This window comes from Achromobacter sp. SIMBA_011 (genome assembly GCF_046535435.1).
GTDB classification, from domain to species: Bacteria; Pseudomonadota; Gammaproteobacteria; order Burkholderiales; family Burkholderiaceae_B; genus Achromobacter; species Achromobacter dolens.
Map to the genome: position 1 here is coordinate 167,159 of NZ_JAWRWN010000002.1, position 23,357 is coordinate 190,515.

Here is a 23,357-nt window from a genome sequence, read left to right on the forward strand (position 1 = left end):
ATGGCCGATACCCTGGCGAAATACCGCGCCAAGCGCAATTTCAATGTGACGTCGGAGCCGGCCGAAGGCGGCCAGGCCAACGAGGCGGCGCGCGCCTTCGTGATCCAGAAGCACTGGGCCAGCCGCCTGCACTACGACTTCCGGCTGGAACTGGATGGCGCCATGAAGAGCTGGGCCGTGCCCAAGGGACCCAGCTATGACCCGTCGGTCAAGCGCATGGCCGTGCAGGTGGAAGACCATCCCATCGCCTACAACCGCTTCGAGGGCGAGATCCCCAAGGGCCAGTACGGCGCCGGCAAGGTGATCATATGGGATCGCGGCACCTGGTCGCCGGTGGGCGATCCGGCCGCTGGCTACAGGCGCGGCCATCTCAAGTTCGACCTGCATGGCGTCAAGATGCGTGGACGCTGGGCGCTGATCCGCATGAAGGGCCGCGAGTCGGAAAAGCAGCCGCCCTGGCTGCTGGTCAAGGACCGCGACGAACACGCCCGCGCCGAAAGCGAATTCAGCGTGGTGGACGAGCAGCCCGACAGCGTGGCCACGCCGCCGCGGACGGGCGCGCGGGCCGTGCCCGCCGCGGCGCCCGGGGCGCGGCCGGATGCGGCCGCGTCGCCGTCGTCGCCGCCGGCGTCGGGCGCCGGGGCATCGGACCTGCCGGGCGAGGCGGCGCCCTTGCCGGAGTTGCTCAAGCCGCAATTGGCCACGCTGGTGGAAGGCGTGCCGCGCCAGGCAGGCGATGACTGGATCTACGAGATGAAGTTCGACGGTTACCGTCTGCTGGCGCGGCTGCGGGAGGGCCAGGTGCGCCTGTACACGCGCAACGGCCACGACTGGGGGCCGAAGCTGCCGCACCTGGTGCGGGCGTTGCAGCGCCTGCCGCTGCCCGACGCCTGGATCGACGGCGAGATCGTGATGCTGGCCGACAACGGCGCGCCCAGCTTCCAGGCGCTGCAGAATGCCTTCGACGGCGAACGCACCGACGGCATCCTGTTCTACGCGTTCGACCTGCCCTACGTCACCGGCCGCGACCTGCGCCAGGAGCCGCTGCGCGTGCGCCGCTCGGTGCTGGCGCGGGTGATGGAGGCCGCCGGCGGCGATCCGCTGCGCTTCAGCGAGGCCTTCGACGCGGCGCCGGCGGACCTGGTGGCCTCGGCCTGCAAGATGGGGCTGGAGGGCATCATCGCCAAGCGCCTGTCGGCGCCCTACGTATCGCGCCGCAGCGATAGCTGGGTCAAGCTCAAGTGCGCCCGCCGGCAGGAATTCGTCATTGCCGGCTATACCGATCCCAAGGGCGCGCGGGTGGGGCTGGGCGCGCTGCTGCTGGCGTACCACGACGAGGACGGCGGGCTGGTCTACGCCGGCAAGGTCGGCACCGGCTTTGACGACATGGGCCTGGCGGCGCTGCAACGCCGCCTGAGCGCCCTGGAAACGGAGCGGCCCGCCGTCAAGGCGGCCGGCGTTGGCCGCGGCGTCCATTGGGTGCGGCCCGAGCTGGTGGCGGAAGTGTCGTTCGGCGAATGGACCGCTGCGGGGCATGTGCGCCACCCCGTGTTCCGCGGCTTGCGCACCGACAAGCCGGCGCGGGCGATCACCAGGGAGGCGGCGATGGGGGCCGATACGATGCAGTCCGACGATACGGCCGGCAAGACCGGCAAAGCCAAGACCGGCAAGGCCAAGGCGGGCAGCGCCCAGACTGGCAAGGCCAAGGCGGGCAAGGCCCAGCCAGGCGCCGGCAAGCTGACCCACCCTGAACGCATCATCGATCCGTCCACGGGGCTGACCAAGCTGGACCTGGCGCGCTACGACGGGCTGGTGGCGCCGCTGCTGCTGCGGCATCTGAAGGACCGGCCCGTTTCCTTTCTGCGCGCCCCGTCCGGCCTGAAGGGCGAGTTCTTTTTCCAGAAGCACCTGGAGGCGCCGATGCCGGGCGTGCGGCCGCTGCCGCAGGAACTGGACCCGGATCATCCGCCCTTGATGGAGGTGCCGACGCCGCAGGCGATCATGTCGGCGGCGCAGATGAACGTGGTCGAGTTCCACACCTGGAACGCGGTGAAAAGCGCGATCGACAAGCCCGACCGCATGTTGTTCGACCTGGACCCGGGCGAAGGCGTGGCTTGGCCGTCGATGCAGCAGGCGGCGCGGCTGGTCCACGTGATGCTGCGCGAAATCGGTTTGCGAAGCTGGCTCAAGACCAGCGGCGGCAAGGGCCTGCACGTGGTGGTGCCGCTGCGTCGGCAATACGACTGGGACACGGTCAAGGCGTTCTCGCAGGCCATCGTCCAGCATCTGGCGCGCACGCTGCCGCAGGTGTTCGTGGCCAAGAGCGGTCCGAAGAACCGCGTCGGCCGGATCTTCGCCGATTACCTGCGCAACGGCTTCGGCGCCACCACGGTGGCGGCCTGGTCGGCGCGTGCGCGGCCGGGGATGGGGGTGTCGGTGCCGCTGGCGTGGGACGAGCTGGACGAGGTCCGGGCCAGCGACCAGTGGACCATCGCCAACATCCATGAGCGCCTGGATGTCGGCGACTCGCCGTGGGACGACTACACCCCGCAAGCGCTGGGCGCGGCCATGAAGGCGATGGACTTCAAGCCGGATTCGGGCGGGTAGGACGCCTCGGCGCCCCGATCCAGCCGTTGACCGGCGCCGGGGCCGGTCAACAGGCGGGGGCTTGGGGCCGGCGGCCTACTCGGCGCCCGCCGGCGCCAGTTCCGCTTCGGCCCGGGCGCGCGTGCCGATGCCGAACACCTGCGCCACGATGCCCATGGCGACGATGACGCCGGCCAGGATCGAGGTGTAGACCACTTCGTTGCGATAGGTGCCTTCGATCACCATGGTGACCAGGGCGGCGATGATGCAGACGATCACCGCATACGTCAGCCACGGGAACAGCCACATCCTGAATTCCAGCCGCACCCCGCGCGCCTGCAGGCGCTGGCGCATGCGCAATTGCGAGAAGGCGATGGCCAGGTAGACGAACAGCGCGATGGTGCCGGTGGCCTGCATCAGCACGTCATAGACGTCCATTTTCGAGGTCGCCATCATCCACACGGCGGCGAAGGCGAACAGGCTGGAGACGATGACGCCGACATAGGGCGTGCCGGTCTTGCGCCCGGTGATCTGCATGACGCGGTGGGCGTCGCCGCGCCGGGCGAGCGAATAGAGCATGCGCGAGGCGGTGTACAGCGCTGAATTGAAGCAACTGCATACCGAAGTGAGCACGATGAAGTTGACGATCAACTGCGCGTGCGGAATGCCGAGCGCGTCGAGCGCGACGTTGTAGGTGCCCTGGGTCGGCTGCGTCAGCCCGGGCGCGTTGTACGGCACCAGGCAGACCACGATGAAGATCGACCCCACGTAGAACAGGCAGATGCGCCACACCACCGAGCGCGTGGTCTTGATGATCTCGCGTCCCGGGTCGGCCGATTCGGCGGCGGCCACGGTGACGATCTCGGCGCCGATGAAGGCGAACATCACGCCCAGCAGCGCCACCACCACGGACTTGGGGCCGTTGGGCATGAAGCCCTGGCTGGTCAGGTGATCCCAGCCGTTGGCGGCGCCCCATGGCCACAGGTGCGCCAGCGCCAGGCTGCCCATCACCAGGAACAGCACGATGGCCACCACCTTGATGAGCGCGAACCAGAATTCGAATTCGCCGTAGTTGCGCACGTTCAGGAAGTTGACGATCAGCAGCGACACCGTCACCAGCAGCGCATAACCCCAGGCCGGGACCATCGGGAACCAGCCGTGCAGGATCTGCCCGGCGACGTAGGCTTCCCAGCCCATCAGCAGGGCCCAGAAGTACCAGTAGAGCCAGCCGATGGTAAAGCCCGCCCAGCGCCCGATGGCGCGGTCGGCGTAGGTCGAGAACGAGCCGGTGTCCGGCTGCGCGACCGCCATCTCGCCCAGCATGCGCATGGCCAGGATGACCAGGATGCCGCCGCCGATGTAGGCCAGGATGACGGCGGGGCCGGCCAGGGCGATCTGCTTGCCGGACCCCACGAACAGCGCGGCGCCGATGACGCCGGCGATGGACATCATCGTGAGGTGGCGGGACTTCAGGCCGCCCTTGAGCTCGGTATTGGGGGTGTTCTCCAACTTCTTCTCCTCTCCAGATGCGCGGGGGCCATGGCGTGTTCGCCATCGGAATGGAAAAGAGGCATGTCCCCTGCCGGTTTATCGCTTTTTGCTATTAAGCGTAGGAGCATACGCCCCATGCCGCGAGGGCTGGCGCGCGTGCCATGTCCTGTTGCAAGTGCCAGGTTTTGTTGCGCGCGAGCGAGATAATCAGACTGATAGCAGGCACAACGCCACTGGCGCGTCACGCAACAGGTCGGCAACGTTCAGCGCCGCGGCCGGATGCCGGCGGTCGGACAGCACGTCATGCAGCTCGCCTCCCACGCCGGCCGGCAGGATCACATGCGTGTCCGCCCAATAGGCGCGGGCGGTCGCGCCATCGCCGCGCGCATAGCCGGCAATGGCGGTGGCGCAATGATGGGGCGCGAGGACCAGCAGAGCCTGGCCCGCATGGCGGCGCAGGAACGCCAGCAGGCGCGACGCGCGCGGTCCGCGTATCTCGAGGGGCAGCAACGCGCCGTCGCGCAGCAGTTCGGGGTGACGGGCGCGCAGCGCCAGCGACCGCTGGATCAGTGCCTGCTTGATCGCGCCGCTGCGCCACGCGGCGGCGCTGGTGTCGAGGGCGCCGTCGCCGGCCGCCTCGGCCAGCAAGGCCGCGCGGTGTGCGTAGTCCACGGGACGGCGGTTGTCGGGATCGACCAGGCTGAAGTCCCACAGTTCGGCGCCCTGGTACAGATCGGGCATGCCCGGCAGGGTATAGCGCAGCAGCGTCTGGGTCAGGCTGTTGACCAGGCCGGCGGGCGCCAGCCGTTCGGCGAAATCCGCGATCTCCCGCAGCAGGCCGCGGCCGCCGGCGGTGTGCGCCAGCGCGTCCAGCGCCTGCCGGGCCGCGTCTTCGTAGGGGATGTCGGGCGCGGTCCAGCGCGTGTGCAGCTTGGCTTCGCGCAGCGCCTTCTGCTGCCATTGCGCCACGCGCTCGATAAGGGCGACGACGGCGTCGGGGCGGTCGCCAATGTCCTCGGGCGCCAGCTCCAGCGGCCAGGCTCCGACCAGCGTCTGCAGCAGCAGGTAGCGGTCGGCGCGCGACGGCATGCCGTCGCGCGGGGCCAGGCGTTCGATCCAGTCGCTCGCGGCGGCGATCCAGGCCTGCGGGATTTCGCTCAGCGCGGCCAGTCGGCAGCGGCTGTCTTCGCCGCGCTTGTGGTCGTGGGTGGCGGTGGCCAGCATGGCGTCGGGATGACTGCTGGCGCGCGCGGCGCAGGCGTCGAAAAACGCCTTCGGCGCCAGGGCGAACCGGGTGGGCGATGAACCGACCTCATTGCGCGAGAGCAAGGGGCCATGGCGATAGAACAGCGTGTCTTCCAGGGCCTTGGCGGCCAGGGGCGGGGTGAGTTGCTGGAAGTGGCGCAGCGCCCGCGCCCGCGCGCTGCGCAGGGCGGTGGCGGCGCTTTCCTCCTGGGGCTCGCCGGCCGAGCCATCCAGCCATTGATCCAGCAGCGCCAGGAGGCGGCCGTCGGCGCTGTCGGCCGGGGCGGGCAGGCTGGCGCGCGCGCCGGCCAGGGCGATCCGCCAATGGTGGCGATCGGTGGCGCCGCGACCGCCATCCTCCGCATAACTGCGATACGCGGGAAACGCCGCCAGCAACGCGCTCAGCACGCGGTCGATGGCGGGCGCGGTCCAGTCGCGGGTGCGCAGGTCGAGCCGGGCGATCCGGGTGAGCGCGCGCACCAGAACCAGCCGCTCGGCGGCGAAGTGGCGCGCCAGCATCAGCTCGCGCGCCCGCAGCAGTTGCGTCGATGGCGGCCGGCGGTCGCCGGTGAGCGTTTGCCAGAAGGCCTCCAGCGGCTCCCGGGCGTCGGCCACGTGCAGCAGCGCGCCGACCTGGTCCATGAAATCGTAGCCGGTGGTGCCATCGACGGGCCAGCGCGGGTCGAGGGGTTCGTCCTGGGCGAGGATTTTCTCCACGATCAGGTAAGGCGCGCCTGACAGGCCGGCCTGCGCGCGCGCCGGCGCGGCCCGGGACAGGGCCGCGCGCAGCCGCCGCAGGTACGCACCCGGCATGGCCAGGCCGTCGACATGGTCGATGCGCAGGCCGTCCAGCACGCCCTCCTGCACCAGCCGCAGGGGCAGGGCATGCACGGCGTCGAACACGATGTCGTCCTCGACCCGCACGCCGACCAGCTCGGTGATCTCGAAGAAGCGCCGCCAGTTGATCTGATCGGGCGCGGTGCGCCACCAGGCCAGGCGGTAATGCTGGCGCTCCAGCAACTGATGCAGCCGGCGCCGGCCCTGGGGCGTGGCGGGCGCATGCGCGGCGCAGGTCCGCGCGGGGGATTGTTCGGATTGCGGGGCCTGCTCCAGCGGGTAGCGCTGGTCGCCGATGGCGATGGCATAGCCTTGTCCGGGGGCGTATGCCAACGTAATGTCGCCGTTCTCGAGGCAGACGCCGTAGGGTTCCGGCAGCACCGGCAGCAGCACCTTGCCGCGCAGGGCCGGATCGGGCGCGCGCCAGTCGATGTCGAAGCAGCGCGAATGCGGACTGCGCTCGCCATGGCGCAATACGTCCGCCCACCAGGCGTTGGCGACGTCGGTCGCCATGTGGTTGGGCACGATGTCGGCGATCAGCCCCATGCCGCGCGCGCGCGCCTGCGCCGCCAGGCGGCGCAGCGCCGCCTCGCCGCCCAGGTCGACGCTGACCCGTCCGTGGTCGATCACGTCGTAGCCATGGGTGGACCCGGCGCGTGCCTGGGTGATGGGCGACAGGTACAGATGGCTGATGCCGAGGCCCGCGAAGTAGGGCAGTTGCGCGCGGGCGTCGTCGAGGGTGAAGCCCGCGTGCAGTTGCAGGCGCAGCGTGGCCCGGGGGCGGCCGGCCCCCGCCGGCAGGACAGGTGCGTGGCTGTTCATGGTTTGCGTCCGCGCAGGGACCGCAGCGGGGCGAGGCGTTCGCGCACCGCCGGGTCCTTCAGGCAATCCGCCGCCGCCAGGGGCTGGCGCTGCCGCCAGTTGGGATGGCGGCTGTCGGCGCCCGGCAGGTTGGGTTGGTCGATCGCGCCGGTGGCATCCTCCAGGGGCACCAGGGCCAGGGGGCACGGCGTGGCCGCGACGAAGGCCAGCAACGAGGCGCTGGGCGCTTGCGCAGGCGCGGGCGTGTCGGGCGGCAGGCGCGCATGGTCGCGCACCGCCTGCCACAGGCATTCGCGGTCCGCTTGGCGCTGCGCGCGCAGGTCGGCTTCGCGCTCGTCGGCGCCGAGCAGGCCAAGCCCGCTGCGCCAGTCGAGATCGCGGCCGCGCCACCAGCCCGCGAGCGTGGGCAGGTCATGGGTGGTCGTCATGGCGGCGGCCGGGGCCGGCCAGGCCTCGGGCGCGACGAAGCCGGCCGCGCGACGCGGGCCGGCCGCATCCCGCATGAACCACAACACGTCCATGCCCAGCAGTCCGTGGTCGCGCAGCGCGTCGTCAAAGCCCTCGGGCACGGTGCCCAGGTTTTCGCCGATCACCAGCGCCTGGTGGCGCCACGCCTCCAGCGCCGTCAGCCGCAGCAGCGTGCGCAGCGGATAGCGCAGGTAGGCGCCGTCGCTGGCCGGCGCGCCCTTCGGGATCAGCCACAGGCGCGCCATGCCCAGGATGTGGTCGATGCGCAGTCCGCCGGCGTGGGCCAGGCCTGCGCGCAGCAACGCGAGGAAGGCGGCATAGCCGGATTGGCGCAGGGCCTGCGGCGACAGCGCCGTCAGGCCCCAGGCCTGCCCCTGCGGATTGTAGATATCGGGCGGCGCACCCACGCCGGCGTGCCGCACCAGGTCGGCCTGGTGGCTCCAGGCATGGCTGCCGGCGGGGCTGGCGCCGATGGCCAGGTCGGCGATCAGGCCCACGCGCATGCCGGCGCGCCTGGCCGTCTGCTGCGCCTGAGACAGGCTGACCGCGGCCAGCCATTGCGCGAAGATGTGGAAGTCCAGTTCGGCCGCCTGCGCCTGGGCGAAGTCGCGGACCTCGGCGGAACGGGGATCGCGCAGGCCGTCCGCCCACGCGGTCCAGGCGCGAGGCGCGCCGGGCATGCGGCCCAGGTGTTCGTGCAGCGCTTCGAACAGCGCATGGTCGTGCAGGGACTGTCCGCCGGCCGCGCGGAATGCCTGCAGCGCCTGGCGCTGCTGCGGCGTCGCCGTGCGCTCGAAATCGCGATGCAGTTCGCGCAGCAGCCGCTGGCGGGCGCGGGCGGTCTGCGGCCAGTCGATCAGGTCCTGCTTGTCCAGGGCATGCAGCGCCTGTTGCGCCAACGGCCCCATCCGCGCCAGCGCCGCGCGCACCGGCCTGTCGCCGAGCACGGCGGCGGGATCGGCATAGAGCGTGTTGAGGAACAGCCGGCTCGAAGGCGAATAGGGACTGTACTGCTCGGGATCCGCGGCGAACATCGCGTGGACCGGACTGATCGCCAGCGCGTCCGCGCCCGCTGCGCCCGCGCTCGCGGCCAGCTCGCGCAGCGCGCCGAAATCGCCATGGCCCTGGGTCGCGTGAACCGGATCGTCGCTGGCGCGTCGCAGGCTGTAGACCTGTACCGCCAGGCCCCAGGCGCGCGGCCGGGGCTCGCCCAGCAATTGGGACGGCGTGGGCGCGCTGGCCGGCGCCACCGCCAGGAGGGTGGCGCCGGCGCGCAGCGCCAGGGTGTAGTAGCCGGGAACGGTGGGGAGGGCGATCTCCGGCTGGCCGGCGGCGTCCGGGGTGGTTTCCCCGGCCAGCGGCCTGGCGTGCGCGGCGCTGATCTCGTAGCGCCCCGCGCACGAAGGCGGCACCTTCAGCATGCCGCCGGCGATGCCGACCAGCATGGCCGGCAGTTGCGCCGCGCCGCGGGCGCTGGCCAGCCGTTCGTGGCTGTCGCGGATGTCCGCGTCGCTGTCGGCGGGCAGGTCCATCGCGCGCAGCAGGGCGCGCAGCGTGTCGGGCGCGACGACGCGGGCCCGCTGGTGGGCGTCGGTCCAATGTTCCGCCAGGCCGGCGGCCTTGGCCAGCGCGGACAGCGAGGCGGTCATGGCGTGTTCTCCAGCAGGTAGGTCGCGCTGTTGCCGCACACGCTGCCGGTGCGCAGCGCGTTGAACGCGCCGGGCAGCGACTCGAACAACAGGTCGCAGTCCGCCGGGGGCGGCGACAGATCGGGCGGCAGGGACTCGGGCGCATCGCCCAGGTTGACGTACAGCGAGAGCACCGCGCCATCGTCCAGCCGCCAGCGGGCGAGCGCGGTGGCGGCGCCCAGCGCCAGGGCGCCCAGGCTGACCGCGCCGCGCAGGCGCGGCGCGATGAGCTGCCGCCGCAGGTGCAGCAGCGCCCGGTAATAGGTGCGCCAGGCCTTGCCCTCGTCGCTGTGTTCGGCGGTCCATGGCTGGCTGCGGGCATAGGTGTCGATGGCGCCGGGGTCGGGCACCGCGGCCGCGTCGAGCGCGAGGGCCGGGAACTCGCGGCGCCTGCCCTCGCGCACCGCCCGCGCCAGCGCCGGATCGGCATGGCTGGTGAAGTAGAGGAAGGGCGCGGTGCTGCCGCATTCCTCGCCCATGAAGATCAGGGGGATCTGCGGGGCCAGCAGTTGCAGGGCGACCGCCGCGCGCAGGCGGTCCGGCGATGGCGTCAGGGTGGTCAGGCGTTCGCCCTGGGCGCGGTTGCCGGTCTGGTCGTGGTTCTGCAGGAACAGCACGAAGGCCGTGGGCGGCAGGTGGGCGCTGGGTTCGCCACGCGGGCGGCCGCCGCGATGGGCGGAGGGCTGGCCCTGGTACAGCCAGCCTTGCTCCAGGCATTGGGCCAGCGCCTGGGCCGGATAGCGCGTGTAATCGGCGTAGTAGCCATGCGATTCGCCGGTCAGCAGGTGGTGCAGCACGTGGTGCGCGTCGTCGTTCCATTGCGCGTCGTAACCGGCGCCGAGCAGCGACGCGCGGTTGTCGTCGTTCTCCAGCACCAGGTGCAGGTGGCGTTGCGGCAACTGGCCGCGCAGGTGGCGCGCCAATTCCTCCAGCCAGTCCTGGTCGATGATGGCATGCACGGCGTCAAGCCGCAGACCGTCGAAACGGTATTCGGTGAGCCAATGAAGCGCGCTTTCCTCGAAATAGCGGCGCACGGCGGCCTGGCGCAGATCGATGGCCGCGCCCCACGGCGTGGGCACGTCGTCGCGGAAGAACGGCGCGGCGTATTGCGACAGGAAATTGCCATCAGGGCCGAAATGGTTGTAGACCACGTCCAGCATCACGCCCATGCCCAGGCCGTGGGCGGTATCGATGAGGTCCTTCAGTTCCTCGGGCGTGCCGTAGGCGGTGTCGGGCGCGTACGGCAGCACGCCGTCGTAGCCCCAGTTGCGCGGCCCGGGGAAATCGGCCAGCGGCATCAGTTCGAGCATCGTGACGCCAAGGTCGGCGAGGGCGGGCAGGCGTTGCCGCAGGCCGGCATAGCCGCCTGCCAGGCCCACGTGCACTTCGTACAGCACGGTCTCCTCCCATGGCCGGCCGCGCCATCCCGGATGCCGCCATGGGTAGGTGTCGAGGCCGGTGACCACGCTGGCGTCACGCACGTCGCCGGCCTGCAGGCGCGAGGCGGGATCGGGCACCACCAGCGCGTCGCCGATGCGGTAGCGGTAGCGGGTGCCCGGGCCGCAATCCACATCCACCTGCGCATACCCCTGCGCGTCGCGCCGCAGCGCGATGGGATCGCGGCCCTCGATCAGCAGGGCCAGCCCGGGGGGCGCGGAAGGCGCCCACAGGCGAAAGCGCGTGCGGCCATCGGGCAGCGGCAGGGCGCCGAAGGAAAATGGTTCGGGCCATGCGGTCATTGCGCCTGCTCCGGAATGTGGGCGGCCGCCAGCAGCACCAGGCTCTGCGCCGGCACCACGAGTTCTCCCTGATTGACGGGCGCCGCGGCGGTCGGTGCGGAGGAATCCAGCTCGCGGATCCAGGCCAGCGCCGGCGCTGGCAGCGTGAAGGCGGCCGGCTCGGCGCCGGGATTGAGCAGCAGCAGCGTGATGTCGGCGCTGCCGTCGTCACGCAGCGCGGCGCGGCGCAGGGCGAGGGACTTGGCGGTGACATCTTCCCAGGAGGCCGGTTCGATGGGGCGGCCGTCGGGGTTGAACCAGGCGATGGCGGCCACGCCGGGGCAGACTTCGCGGGCGGCGTCGCCATAGCGCGCGGCCCGCAGGGAAGGATGACCGCGCCGCAAGGCCAGCGCGCGCGCCACCGCCTGGCTCAACGCGCGGCCTTCATCGCTCTGGGCCTGGGTCCAGTCGAGCCAGGACAGGGGATTGTCCTGGCAGTAGGCGTTGTTATTGCCGTCCTGGGTGTTGCCGAATTCATCCCCGGCCAGCAGCATGGGCGTGCCATCCGACAGGCACAGCGTGGCCAGCAGCGCCCGCTGCACCCGGTCGCGCCGTTCCAGCACCGCCTCGTCCTGGCTGGGACCTTCCTCGCCCCAATTGCTGCTGTAGTTCTCGGGATGGCCGTCGTCGCCGTTCTCGCCATTGGCCTCGTTGTGGCGGCCGTCGTAGCTGACGACGTCGCGCACGGTGAAGCCATCGTGCGAGGCGACGAAGTTGACGCTGGCCCAGGGGCGCCGGTGGCGGCGGTCGAAGACGTCGCGCGAGCCGGTCAGCCGCGCCGCCATGTCGCCGCGCTGCCCCTCGTCGCCGCGCCAGTAGCGCCGCGTCGTGTCGCGGTAGCGGTCGTTCCACTCGGCGAAGCCGGGCGGGTGGTTGCCGAGCTGGTAGCCGTCCGGGCCGATGTCCCACGGTTCGGAAATGAGCTTGATGCCCGCCAGTTCCGGGTCCTGCAGCACGGCGTCGAAAAAGCCCGACCCCGGATCGAAGCCGGTGCCTTCCCGCCCCAGCGTGACCCCCAGGTCGAAGCGGAAGCCATCCACGCCATAGGACCGCACCCAGTGGCGCAGTGAATCGGTCACCATCTGCAGCACTCGCGGATGGGACAGGTTGACCGTGTTGCCGCAGCCGGTGTCGTTGATGTAGTGGCGTTCCTCGCCCGGCACCAGGCGGTAGTAGCTGGCATTGTCCAGCCCGCGCCAGGACAGCGTCGGCCCCAGTTCGTTGCCTTCGCAGGTGTGGTTGTAGACCACGTCGAGGATGACCTCCAGGCCGGCAGCGTGCAGGCGGCGAATGGCCTGGCGCAGGTCGTTGGGGCCGTGCTGCAGGTACGACGGTTCGGGCGCGAAGAACGACAGCGTGTTGTAGCCCCAGTAGTTGCGCAGCCCGCGCTCGAGCAGGAAGCGGTCCTGCAGGAAGGCGTGCACCGGCAGCAGTTCGATCGCGGTCACGCCCAGCCGCTGCAGGTGCTCGATGAAGCGCGGATCGGCCAGCGCCGCGCTGGTGCCCCGCAGCGGTTGACGCAGGTCTTCGCGCTGCATCGAGGCGCCGCGCAGGTGCATCTCGTAGATGACGCTGTCGGCCCAGGCGGTGCGCGGCGGCTTGCTGTTGCCCCAGTTGAACGGCATATCCTCCACCACGATCGCCTTGGGCATGGCGGGGGCGCTGTCGCGCCGGTCCATCGCCAGGTCGGCGCGGGCGTGGTTGAGGCGGTATCCGAACAGCGCATCGCTCCAGTTGACCGGGCCGGTGAGCTGGCGCGCGTAGGGGTCCAGCAGCAGCTTGTGCGGGTTGAAGCGGTGGCCGTTGCGCGGGTCGTACGGGCCATGGGCGCGCAAGCCGTAGACCAGGCCCGGCTGCGCATCGGGCAGGTAGCCGTGCCAGATCTCGTCGGTGCATTCCGGCAGATCGAAACGGCGCAGTTCCTTGCGGCCGCGGGCATCGAACAGGCAGACCTCGATGCGGGTGGCGTTGGCCGAGAACACGGCGAAGTTCACGCCCAGGCCGTCGCTGACGGCCCCCAGCGGATAGGGGTGGCCGGCGGTCATGCGGGTCAACAGGGAGGGATCCATGGTCATTCGCCTTCATGCCTGAAGTAGAGGGTGGACAGGGCCGGCAGCGCCAGGGCCAGCGATTGGGCATGGCCGTGCGCCGGCTCCGGCGCGGTGCGCGCCAGCCCAAGGTTGCCGCCGCCGGCGCCGCCATAGGCGCCGGCATCGGTATTGAGGACTTCGGCCCAGCGGCCGGGCAGCGGCACGCCGACGCGGTAGCCGTCCCGGGCCACCGGCGTGAAGTTGCTGATCGCCAGCATTTGCGCCGCGCCATCGGTGCGCAGGAAGGCGACCACGCTGTTGTCGGCGTCATCCAGCACCACCCAGGCGAATCCGGCGGGGTCGGCGTCAAGCGCGTGCAGCGCGGGCTGGTCGCGGTACAGCCGGTTCAGGTCGCCGACCAGCCGCTGCACGCCCCTGCGAGGCGGATCGTCCAGGAGGTTCCAATCCAGCGGCGCATCGTGGTTCCATTCGTCGGGCTGGGCGATCTCGCCGCCCATGAACAGCAGCTTCTTGCCCGGATGGGCCCACATGTAGCCCAGGTAGGCGCGCAGGTTGGCCAGGCGCGCGGCGGCGTCGCCGGGCATCTTGTTCAGCAGCGAGCCCTTGCCGTGCACCACCTCGTCGTGCGACAGCGGCAGGACGTAGCGTTCGGCATAGGCGTAGACCATGCTGAAAGTCAGCTCGCCGTGGTGGTGCTTGCGGTGCACCGGGTCTTCGCGCAGGTAGCGCAGGGTGTCATGCATCCAGCCCATGTTCCACTTGTAGTGAAAGCCCAGGCCGCCCTCGGCCACCGGGGCGGTCACGCCGGGCCAGGCGGTGGACTCCTCGGCGACCATGATCGCGTCGGGCACCTCGTGGCGCACCGCCTGGTTCAGCGCGCGCAGGAAATCGACGGCCTCCAGGTTCTCGCGGCCGCCGTGGCGGTTGGGAATCCATTCGCCGGGCCGCCGGCTGTAGTCGCGGTACAGCATGGACGCCACCGCGTCCACGCGCAGGCCATCGACGTGGAAGCGTTGCAGCCAGTGCAGGGCGCTGGCGATCATGAATCCCCGCACTTCGGTGCGTCCCAGGTTGTAGACCAGCGTGTGCCAGTCGGGGTGGTAGCCCTCGCGCGGGTCGTCGTATTCGTAAAGCGCCGTGCCGTCAAAGCGCGCCAGGCCATGGGCGTCGTCGGGAAAGTGCGCGGGCACCCAGTCCAGGATGACGCCAACGCCGGCGGCGTGGCAGCGGTCGACGAAGTGCGCGAAGTCCGCCGGCGGACCGAAGCGCGCGCTGGGCGCGAACAAGCCCAGCGGCTGGTAGCCCCACGAGCCGCCGAACGGATGTTCCATGATCGGCATCAGTTCGATATGTGAAAACCCCATCGACGCGGCGTAGGCCGGCAGCTTGTCGGCCAGTTGCCGCCAGGCGCAGGCATCGTCGCCGGTGGCCAGCCATGAGCCCGCGTGGACTTCATAGATCGCGATGGGCGCGTCCGCGCCATGGCGGTTCCCGCGGCCGCGCATCCAGTCGCCGTCCGTCCACGGATAGGGCGCCGCGTCGTCCACCACCGAGGCGGTTGCCGGCGGCAGTTCGGCGCGGCGCGCGTGCGGGTCGGCCTTGAAACGGATCGCGCCGGTCGCGTCGGTGACGGCGAACTTGTAGGCCGAGCCCGCCGCGACGTCGGGCACGAACAGCTCCCAGACGCCGGCCTCGTGCCGCAGCCGCATGCCGTGGCGGCGGGGATCCCAGCTATTGAAGTCGCCGACCAGCGCCACGCGGCGCGCGTTCGGCGCCCAGACGGCGCAGCGCAGCCCGGCGACGCCATCGACCGTGGCGGGCCGCGCGCCGAGCCAGTCCAGGGCGGCCCGCCAGTCGCCGGCCGCCAACCCGCGCAAGGCGTCGGCCGGCAGCAATGGGCCGAAGGCATATGGGTCGGCGGTGCGCTGCAACGCCTGCGGCCATTCGATCTCCAGCCGGTACGAGGCAGGCTCGCCGGCGCGGGCGCAGTCCGCGGGGCCGCTGAACAGGCCGTCGCCGTCATCGGCCAGCGGGTGGCGCGCCTCATCGGCGCCGATCACGGTGACCGACCGCGCGCCGGGCGCCAGCACCCGCACGTGGCCGTCATGCGGGCCCAGCACGGCGAAGGGGTCGCCATGCAGGCCGGCGACCAGGGCGGTGCGCTGCGCCGCGTCCAGAGGGGGCGTCAGGGAAGGCGCGGCAGGCGGCGGACGGCCGTTCGCGCCGGCGGCGCCGCGGGAAGAGGCGTGGCGTCGGTTCATGAGGTCGGATCCTCGGCATCGATGGCCGCGTTCTGCAGCAGGGTGTGCGCCAGGGCGCCCAGCGCGCACAGGGGAATGGACAGCCAATCGGGCCGGTGGCCGGCCTCGTAGGCGATTTCGTAGGCGGCCTTTTCGAGCTGCGCCAATTGCAGCAGGGTGCGCCATCGCGGGGCGTTGGCCGCGGCGGCTTCCTCGTAGCCCTGCAGGAAGGCTTCGGTGGCGCGGGCGCGAAAGCGCGCCAGCAGCGCATCGCGCAATTGCCCCGGCGAGTTCGACGCGGCCGCATTCTCCACTGGCGCGGCATTGGCGTCGGCCGGCGCGCCGCCCAGGGGATCCTGGCGCGCCACGGCGGCCGCGGCATAGTCGAACGAGCGCAGCATGCCGGCCACATCCTTGGCGGGCGAAGCCAATTGCCGGCGCAACGCCAGCGGTTGATCGGGTTCGCCCTCGAAATCGATCAGGTAGGCGTCGGTCTGCGCCACCAGGATCTGGCCCAGGTGCAGGTCGCCGTGGACGCGGATCAGCGGGCTGCCGGCGAGCGCCTGGGCCATGCTTTCGACCCGCGCCGCCAGGCGTTCGTGGTGTTCGAACAGCCATTGGGCGCAAGCGCGTGAGGGGGGCTCCAGCGCGTCCAGGCGCGCGCGCAGCGCCTGCGCGGCGCGGTCCAGTTGCGCGTTGACCTGGGCCGCGAGCGCGTCGCCCGCCTCGCGCGACGCCACCGCGGGCGCGAAGGCCGGATCGTCGCTGGGCCGCGACAGGGCCTGGTGCAATTGCGCCACGCGCCGGCCCATGGTGTTAGCCAGGGTGGCATAGCCTTCCAGGCTGGCCTCGAATTCCTCGGGGCTGTCGCCCCCCAGCAGCGCGGTGCCGAGGGCGCGCTTGAGGAAATCGAGTGTCCAGGTCCAGGCGTCGCCTTCGTTGGGAATGTAGGCATACAGCACGGCCAGCGTGCACGGCGTGTCCTCGGCATCGATCCGCCGGACTTCGCCCAGCAGGGCGGGCATGTTGGCGTAGCCGGCGCGCGTCAGGTGGCGGCTCATTTCCACTTCGGCCGACAGGCCGGGCTGGACATTGCGCAGCAGTTTCAGGATGGCCTGCCCGCCGATCACCACCGAACTGTTGGATTGTTCGCCGCTGATCCATTGCAGCGCCGGTTCGCCGCCGAGGTCGAGCGTCGCCAGGCCGGGCTCGGGCAGGCAGCGGATGACGCCGGGGCGCTCGCCCGGCTTGCCGCCCTGGCGGCCGTCCCATTCCCGGGCGGCGCGCAGGGCCGCGACGATCCCCAGCACGAAGCCGGGCTGCAGGAACGCGTCGGCAAGGATGCCGACCTCCGGTCCGCGCCGCACCCGCGCGATCGGATACTGGATCTGCGCGGTTTCGTCCCATACCAGTGCGAAGGGCACCTGCACCCGTTGCGTGGCGGGGGCATCGGCCGGCTCGGCCTCGGCCCAGTAGTACTCCGCGCCATCGGCGCCGAACGGCGTGGCATAGGCCAACTGTGCGCGCGGCGGCGCGGCGCTGCCGGGGAACCAGCGCTGGCGCGCCAGGTATTCGGGCAGGACTTCGGTTTCGAGCGCGAGACGCGAGGCGTCGGTCAGCACCGCGTTGGCGTGGCCGCGCAGGACCAGCGTAACCAGTTCCGGCATGCGCTCAGGCGGACTGGCATGCCAGCCCGGCGGCGCCGCGTTGGCGCTCAGGTCCATCCAGTAAAAGCCGTAAGGCGGCAGCGTCAACAGGTACGGCAGTTCGCCGATCGCGGGAAACGGCGTGCCGCCCAGCATTTCGACCGGCACCCGGCCATTGAAGGCCTGCAGCGGCAGCTCCACCGGCTGGGCGGCGTTGGACAGGTTGGCCACGCACAGGATGGTGGTGTCGCGCCACTGCCGCAGGTAGGCCAGGATCTTGCGGTTGCCGGCCTGGATGAAACGCAGCGTGCCGCGCCCGAAGGCGTGGGTCTGGCGGCGCTGCGCCAGCATGCGGCGGGTCCAGTTCAGCAGCGAATGCGGATCGCGCTGCTGGGCCTCGACATTCACGGCTTCATAGCCGTACAGCGGACCCATCAGCACCGGCAGCGGCAGCCGTTCGGGGTCGGCGCGCGAGAAGCCGCCGTTGCGGTCGGGCGACCACTGCATTGGCGTGCGCACGCCGTCGCGGTCGCCCAGGTGCACGTTGTCGCCCATGCCGAGTTCGTCGCCGTAGTACAGCACCGGCGTGCCGGGCATCGACAAGAGCAGGCTGTTCATCAGTTCGACCCGGCGCCGGTCGCGTTCCAGCAGCGGCGCCAGGCGGCGGCGGATGCCCAGGTTGATGCGCGCGCGCGGATCGGCCGCGTAGACGCTCCAGAGATAGTCGCGCTCGCGGCTGGTGACCATCTCCAGCGTCAGTTCGTCGTGGTTGCGCAGGAAAATGGCCCACTGGCAGGTGGCGGGGATGTCCGGCGTCTGGCGGATGATGTCGGTGATGGGAAAGCGGTCTTCCTGCGCGATGGCCATGTACATGCGCGGCATCAGCGGGAAGTGGAACGACATATGGCATTCGTCGCCATTGCCGAAGTATTCCTGCGCGTCCTCGGGCCACTGGTTGGCCTCGGCCAGCAGCAGGCGCCCGGGATATTCGCTATCGATCACGGCGCGGATGCGCTTGAGCACCTGGTGGGTCTCGGGCAGGTTCTCGTTGTTGGTGCCCTCGCGCTCGACCAGGTAGGGCACCGCGTCCAGCCGCAGGCCGTCCACGCCCATGTCCAGCCAATGGCGCATCACCGCCAGCACTTCCTTGAGCACCTGCGGGTTGTCGTAGTTCAGGTCGGGCTGGTGCGAGTAGAAGCGGTGCCAGAAGTAGGCGTTGGCCACCGGGTCCCAGGTCCAGTTGGATTTTTCGGTGTCGCAGAAGATGACGCGGGTGCCGGCATAGGCCTTGTCGTTGTCCGACCACACGTAGAAGTTGCGCGCGGCCGAACCGGGCCGCGAACTGCGGGCGCGCTGGAACCACGGATGCTGGTCGGACGTGTGGTTGACCACCAGTTCCGTGATCACCCGCAAGCCGCGCGCGTGCGCCGCCCGGATCAGCCGGCGCACGTCGGCCACGGTGCCGTAGTCCGGGTGCACGCCGCGATAGTCGGCGATGTCATAGCCGTCGTCGCGCCGCGGCGAGGGGTAGAACGGCAGCAGCCAGATCGTGTCCACGCCGAGGTTGGCGATGTAGTCCAGCTTGGAGATCAGCCCCGGCAGGTCGCCGACGCCATCGTCGTTGGAGTCGAAGAACGACTTCACGTGCAGTTGGTAGACGACCGCGTCCTTGTACCAGAGGCCGTCGTCCTGGGGCGGGGTATCGCTGTTCATGGTTGCGGGCTCCATGGCGGCGTCAACCATGACGCGACAGCCGCCAGATGCGATAGGGTTGTTCGGGAGACAGCGCCACTTCGCGGGCGCCGCCCCGCCAGGTTTCGCGCCGTTCGGCCAGCAGATCCTCGGCCACCATCTCGGCGGCCCACGGCGGGCAGAAGAGCGCGTAGGGCGGTTCGATGCGGGCCGTCTGGGCGTGGAACGGGTCCAGGCTGATCGCCGCCAGGATCACGTTGCCCTGTCCGGGCGTGGCCTTGGCGAACGCGATGACGCGCGCATTGCCGCTGGCGGCCAGCGTCAGGCCGCGGTGGCTCTGCAGGGCGGGGTTGGCGCGGCGAAGCTGGTTCAGGCGGGCGATGTCGGCGCGGATGTTGCCGGGTTGGCGCCAGTCGCGCGGGCGCAGTTCGTACTTCTCGGAGTCCAGGTATTCCTCCTTGCCCGGCACCGGCGCGGCCTCGCACAGTTCGAAGCCGCTGTAGACGCCCCACAGCCCCGAGCCCAGCGCGGCCAGCGCCGCGCGGATCAGGAAGCCGGGACGGCCCGAGGTCTGCAGGAACAGGGGGTTGATATCGGGCGTGTTGACGAAGAAATGCGGCCGGAAGAAATCCGCCGCCGGCGGCTGCGAGATCTCGCGCAGGTAGTCTTCCAGCTCGGCCTTGTCGTTGCGCCAGGTGAAGTAGGTGTATGACTGCGTGAATCCCACCTTCGCCAGCCGGTACATCATCTTGGGGCGGGTGAAGGCTTCGGACAGGAACAGCACGTCGGGATGGCGCGCGTGGATTTCGGCGATCAGCCACTGCCAGAACGGCAGCGGCTTGGTGTGCGGGTTGTCGACGCGGAACGTGCGCACGCCCTGTTCCGCCCAGAACAGCACGATGTCGCGCAGGGCGCGCCACAGCCCGAGCTTGCGCGCGCGCTTGGGCGCGGGGCCGTAGAACGACACGTTGACGATGTCCTGGTATTTCTTGGGCGGATTCTCGGCGTAGCGCAGCGATCCGTCGGGCCGCCACGAAAACCAGTCCGGGTGCTGCGCCAGCCAGGGGTGATCGGGCGAGCACTGAATGGCGAAGTCCAGGGCCATTTCCATGCCGTGGGCGCGCGCCGCGTGCACCAGCCGCAGGAAATCCTCCAGCGTGCCCAGTTGCGGTTCGATGGCGTCGTGGCCGCCTGCCGCCGATCCGATCGCGTAGGGGCTGCCCACGTCGTCCGGCCCGGCCTGCAAACTGTTGTTGCGGCCCTTGCGGTTGGACCGGCCGATGGGGTGGATCGGCGGCAGGTACAGCACGTCGAAGCCCATTTCGCGGATGTCGGGCAGGCGTGCGATCACGTCGTCGAACGTGCCGTGGCGGCCCGCCTCGGTTGCCTGGGAGCGCGGAAACAATTCATACCAGGCGGCGTGGACCGCGCGCGGCCGGTCGGCCCAGACGGGATGGGGGGCGGACAGCGACTCGAACGGATGGCTGTCCAGGCCGCGCATGGCCTGCGCCAGCGCCGGGCTGAGCAGCAGCGCAATCTGCTCGGCGTCGGGCTCGTCGCCCTCGCGCCGCGCGGCGCGGGTCTTGATGGCGCGCTTGAGCAGGCCGGCGCCGGCGCCGGACGCGCCGCCCATGCTGGCGCGCTGGTCCGCCTCGCGCAGTAATTGCAGCCCTTCCTCGCGCTCGAGCCGCAGGCTGGCGCCGGCGGCGTGCTTGACCTCGAACTCGTGCTGGAAGGTGGCCCAACTGTCGTACCAGGCGACGATCTGGAAGGTGTGCGGGCCGATCCGGCTCGGGCGGAAGGCGGCCTGCCAGCGGTCGTTGCCGGCAGGAACCATCGGCACGCTGCGCCAGCCGGGTTCGTCGTCGGCGCGCCAGCGAAGTTCGGCGGCGAGCTGGTCGTGGCCGTCCATGAAGATGTCCGCCCGCACCTCGACCTGTTCGTGGACGCTGCATTTGACCGGAAAGCCGCCGCCGTCGACGGCGGGCGCGACCTGCTCGATGGCGATGCGCGCCTGGGGGGCGCCTTCGGCGCGCGCCGGGGCCGCCATCCGTGGCGCCGCGCATATCGGCGGGGCGGGGGACAGCAGATAACGGGCATGGCCTGCGGGCGCCAGGATGCCGTCGGCTGGCGCGCCGTCCCGGGGGGAGAGCTCGCCGGGCGGCAGCAGGCCGGCGGCCAGGTCCCGGTCCAGGCGCGCGGGGGCCTGGTCGTCGGGATTGAGCGCGAGCAGATCCGCGCCCTCGGCGGCCGTCTCGCGCAGCACCAGGGTGGCGCCGCCGTCGCGGCCCACGACGATCCGGGGCGGGGCGGTGGCATGGGCCTGCCGCAACCAGGCATTGACCTGGGGGGCGCCGCCGGCCTCGCCGATGTCGTCGGCGAGCCAGCCGCAGCCGCTCAGGGCCGCGGTCCAGGCGCGCCGCGGATCCGCCCGGGGCGCCGCGGCGCCCGCGGGCGGGGCGTCCAGCGCGCACGCGGGGGCGATGATCGGCGCGATGGCGCGCAGGCGATCGTACTCCTCGGCCAGCCAGGGCGCCCGGTAGTCCCACCAGGGCAGCGATGAGAACACGCCGTCAAAGCCAGCGTCGTGCAAGCCCGCCAACGCCGCGGGCGCCAACCCCGGGGTCCAGGCCAGGGCGCGCAGTTCGCCGTCGGCCTCGCGCGAGGGCGCGAACAATGCCCGCCAGGCCTGCGCGTCCAGGACCGGGGGCACGTGCACCACATAGCCGCCCACCCCGGCGCGCGTCCAGCGCCGCAGGCGCTCGGCCCAGGCGGCCACGAAGCCCGCCGGCGGGCCGTCGCGCAGTTGCCTCACGCCATGCTCGGTGACTGGCAGGCGCGGGTCGCGCGCGGGGGCGTCGACGGGGTCGCGATACCAGGCGGCCGGGGCCGTGGTGTCGCGGGCCTCGCGCGCCACGCGCTGCAGCTCCAGGCGCAGCAGCAACGTCAGGCCGTGGTCGGCGGCGCTGCGCGCGTCGCGCGCCAGCCGCGTTGCGAGCGGCTCGACGCCGCCGTCGGCGGCGGCGTGGTCGGCATCGACCGGCGCCAGCGTCCGCGCGCCCGGCGGGCAGAGCCAGGGCACGGGCGCCAGCACCGCGGTGAAACCGGCGCGGCGCACGCTCGCCAGCCACTGCTCGCGCGCCCCGTCGTCCGACGCCGGCGGCAGGCCGGCGCGCGCGTAGTGGATGCGAGGCAGGCCGGCGTTGTCAGGCAGGGCGTGCGGCTTGGCCATGGCGGATTCCTACTGCGGCAGCGGGGCCGTGAGGGAAGCGCCCTGATGCGCGCGGCGCACCGGGCGCGCGGCGGCTTGCGCGGGCTGGCGCGCCGGGGCGGACGCTTGCGCCTGGGTGCCGCTGAGCGCGTGGAACAGCGCCAGGTATTGCGCCACCGCCGGCCGCCAACTGAAGTCCGCGGTCATGGCGTTGCGCTGCATCGCGCGCCAGACGGTCGCGTGGCTCCGCAAATGGACCGCGCGGGCGATGGCGGCGGTCATCTCGGCGGGCGTGCTGCCGTCGAACAGCACCCCGGTGGCGCGGGTCATGGCGGTCAGCGGCTGTTGCGGACCGGGGTCTTCGATCGTATCGGCCATGCCGCCGACCCGCGAGCCGATCGGCAATGTGCCGTAGCGCATGGCATAGAGCGGCGCCAGGCCGAACGGCTCGAAACGGCTGCCATGCAGCAGCAAGTCGCCGGCGGCGTGCAAGCGGTGTGCGCCGGCCTCGTCATAGCCGATGCGCACCGCGCAGCGTCGGGGATAGCGCTGGCCCAGTTCGCGCAGCGCGTTTTCCAGGTGTCGTTCCCCCTGCCCCAGCACCGCCACCTGCAGTTGCGGATGCGCGTCCAGGGCCTGCGGCAGGGATTGGGCGGCGACGTCTGCCATCTTCTGGCCGGTCAAGCGGCTGCACATGATCAGCAGCACCGCCTGGGGGTCTTCCTGCAGACCGTATTCGTGCTGCGTGGCGGCCTTGCACAAGCGCTTGTTGGCCAGGTTGGCGGCGCCGTAGCGCAGCGCGCCGAGATGCGGATCGCGCGTGGGGTTCCACAGTTGGGTGTCGATGCCGTTGGGAATGGCCAGCACGTCGGCCACGCGCTCGCGCAAGAGGCCATCCAGCCCGCAGCCGAATTCGGGGGTCAGGATCTCGCGGGCGTAGCGTTGGCTGACGGTGGTGATGCGATCGGCGTGGCGGATGCCCGCCTTCATGAAATTCAGTTGGCCCCAGGCCTGCGCCCCTTGCTCGCCGCAGAAGGGCGCCGGAATTCCCAGCGCCGGCGCCGCCTCGATCGGCGCCTGGCCCTGGAAGGCCAGGTTGTGGATGGTCAGCACGCTTTTCACGTCCTGCACCCGCGCCGCCCGCAGCAGCAGCGGCGTCAGGGCCGCGTGCCAGTCATGGGCATGCACCACGTTGGGGCGCGGCAGGCCGGGCAGCCCCTGGGCGACGCGCACCGCCGCGTGGGCCAGGGCGGCGTAGCGCAAGGCATTGTCGGCGTAGGGTTGGCCGCCCTCGTCCAGGTACAGGCCGTCGCGGTCATAGAGCGCGTCGTTTTCCAGCAGCAGGAACGACAACCCGGATTGGGGACATTCGCCGGCCAGCAGCCGGGCGTCGCCGCCGGGCAAGCCGGCCAGATGGGCCACCGGGCGCGTCGATTGCAGCCGCCGCGCAACGCCGCGATAGGCGGGCAACAGCAGCGTCGGTTGGGCGTGCGCCTGGACCAGCGCGCGCGCCATGCCGGTGATGGCATCGCCCAGGCCGCCGGTCTTCGCCAGGGGGAAGGCTTCCGCCGCCACGATGAGGATTCTTGGTGTCGTCATGCT

General features: G+C 71.3%; 10 protein-coding genes. 1 reads left to right on the forward strand and 9 read right to left on the reverse strand.

The genetic code is table 11. The features are described from left to right. Nucleotides 1–2,607, forward strand: a complete 2,607-nt coding sequence (gene ligD, locus SB816_RS08065; protein ID WP_410546758.1) for a DNA ligase D — start codon at nucleotides 1–3, stop codon at nucleotides 2,605–2,607. A gap of 75 nt (nucleotides 2,608–2,682) precedes the next feature. On the opposite strand, the gene SB816_RS08070 is transcribed toward ligD, so the two are convergent. From SB816_RS08070 to glgA, 9 genes are all read right to left on the reverse strand, one after another. Then, nucleotides 2,683–4,038 (reverse strand): amino acid permease, encoded by a 1,356-nt coding sequence (locus SB816_RS08070; RefSeq protein ID WP_240317308.1) that lies wholly within the window; start codon nucleotides 4,036–4,038, stop codon nucleotides 2,683–2,685. 246 nt (nucleotides 4,039–4,284) lie between these two features. Then, complete coding sequence (gene treY / locus SB816_RS08075; protein ID WP_410546759.1) at nucleotides 4,285–6,981, reverse strand: malto-oligosyltrehalose synthase; 2,697 nt, start codon at nucleotides 6,979–6,981, stop codon at nucleotides 4,285–4,287. Then, nucleotides 6,978–9,098 carry a 4-alpha-glucanotransferase gene (malQ, locus tag SB816_RS08080; RefSeq protein ID WP_175143204.1) on the reverse strand — a complete coding sequence of 707 codons (2,121 nt, stop codon included), beginning with the start codon at nucleotides 9,096–9,098 and terminating at the stop codon, nucleotides 6,978–6,980. Before malQ ends, treY begins: the two co-directional genes overlap by 4 nt. Beyond that, nucleotides 9,095–10,876 (reverse strand): malto-oligosyltrehalose trehalohydrolase, encoded by a 1,782-nt coding sequence (gene treZ / locus SB816_RS08085; RefSeq protein ID WP_410546760.1) that lies wholly within the window; start codon nucleotides 10,874–10,876, stop codon nucleotides 9,095–9,097. The genes malQ and treZ overlap by 4 nt, the downstream gene beginning before the upstream one ends. After that, entirely contained in the window at nucleotides 10,873–12,984 is a 2,112-nt protein-coding gene (glgX, locus tag SB816_RS08090) for a glycogen debranching protein GlgX (RefSeq protein WP_410546761.1), read from the reverse strand. Before glgX ends, treZ begins: the two co-directional genes overlap by 4 nt. Nucleotides 12,985–12,986: 2 nt before the next feature. Continuing rightward, a complete protein-coding gene (gene glgB, locus SB816_RS08095) occupies nucleotides 12,987–15,227 on the reverse strand; it encodes a 1,4-alpha-glucan branching protein GlgB (protein WP_410546762.1) in 2,241 nt (746 codons plus the stop codon). Then, nucleotides 15,224–18,565 (reverse strand): maltose alpha-D-glucosyltransferase, encoded by a 3,342-nt coding sequence (gene treS / locus SB816_RS08100; protein WP_144654759.1) that lies wholly within the window; start codon nucleotides 18,563–18,565, stop codon nucleotides 15,224–15,226. The genes glgB and treS overlap by 4 nt, the downstream gene beginning before the upstream one ends. 22 nt (nucleotides 18,566–18,587) lie before the next feature. Then, nucleotides 18,588–21,776, reverse strand: a complete 3,189-nt coding sequence (locus SB816_RS08105; RefSeq protein WP_410546763.1) for an alpha-1,4-glucan--maltose-1-phosphate maltosyltransferase — start codon at nucleotides 21,774–21,776, stop codon at nucleotides 18,588–18,590. A gap of 9 nt (nucleotides 21,777–21,785) precedes the next feature. Continuing rightward, complete coding sequence (glgA, locus tag SB816_RS08110; protein ID WP_410546764.1) at nucleotides 21,786–23,354, reverse strand: glycogen synthase GlgA; 1,569 nt, start codon at nucleotides 23,352–23,354, stop codon at nucleotides 21,786–21,788. Nucleotides 23,355–23,357: the final 3 nt, after the last annotated feature.

What these genes read in the sequence shown, in the direction of transcription:
- ligD (WP_410546758.1), top strand. Translation starts at nt 1, where the DNA reads ATGGCCGATACCCTGGCGAAATACCGCGCCAAGCGCAATTTCAATGTG.
- SB816_RS08070 (WP_240317308.1), bottom strand. Translation starts at nt 4,038, where the DNA reads ATGATGTCCATCGCCGGCGTCATCGGCGCCGCGCTGTTCGTGGGGTCC.
- treY (WP_410546759.1), bottom strand. Translation starts at nt 6,981, where the DNA reads ATGAACAGCCACGCACCTGTCCTGCCGGCGGGGGCCGGCCGCCCCCGG.
- malQ (WP_175143204.1), bottom strand. Translation starts at nt 9,098, where the DNA reads ATGACCGCCTCGCTGTCCGCGCTGGCCAAGGCCGCCGGCCTGGCGGAA.
- treZ (WP_410546760.1), bottom strand. Translation starts at nt 10,876, where the DNA reads ATGACCGCATGGCCCGAACCATTTTCCTTCGGCGCCCTGCCGCTGCCC.
- glgX (WP_410546761.1), bottom strand. Translation starts at nt 12,984, where the DNA reads ATGGATCCCTCCCTGTTGACCCGCATGACCGCCGGCCACCCCTATCCG.
- glgB (WP_410546762.1), bottom strand. Translation starts at nt 15,227, where the DNA reads ATGAACCGACGCCACGCCTCTTCCCGCGGCGCCGCCGGCGCGAACGGC.
- treS (WP_144654759.1), bottom strand. Translation starts at nt 18,565, where the DNA reads ATGAACAGCGATACCCCGCCCCAGGACGACGGCCTCTGGTACAAGGAC.
- SB816_RS08105 (WP_410546763.1), bottom strand. Translation starts at nt 21,776, where the DNA reads ATGGCCAAGCCGCACGCCCTGCCTGACAACGCCGGCCTGCCTCGCATC.
- glgA (WP_410546764.1), bottom strand. Translation starts at nt 23,354, where the DNA reads ATGACGACACCAAGAATCCTCATCGTGGCGGCGGAAGCCTTCCCCCTG.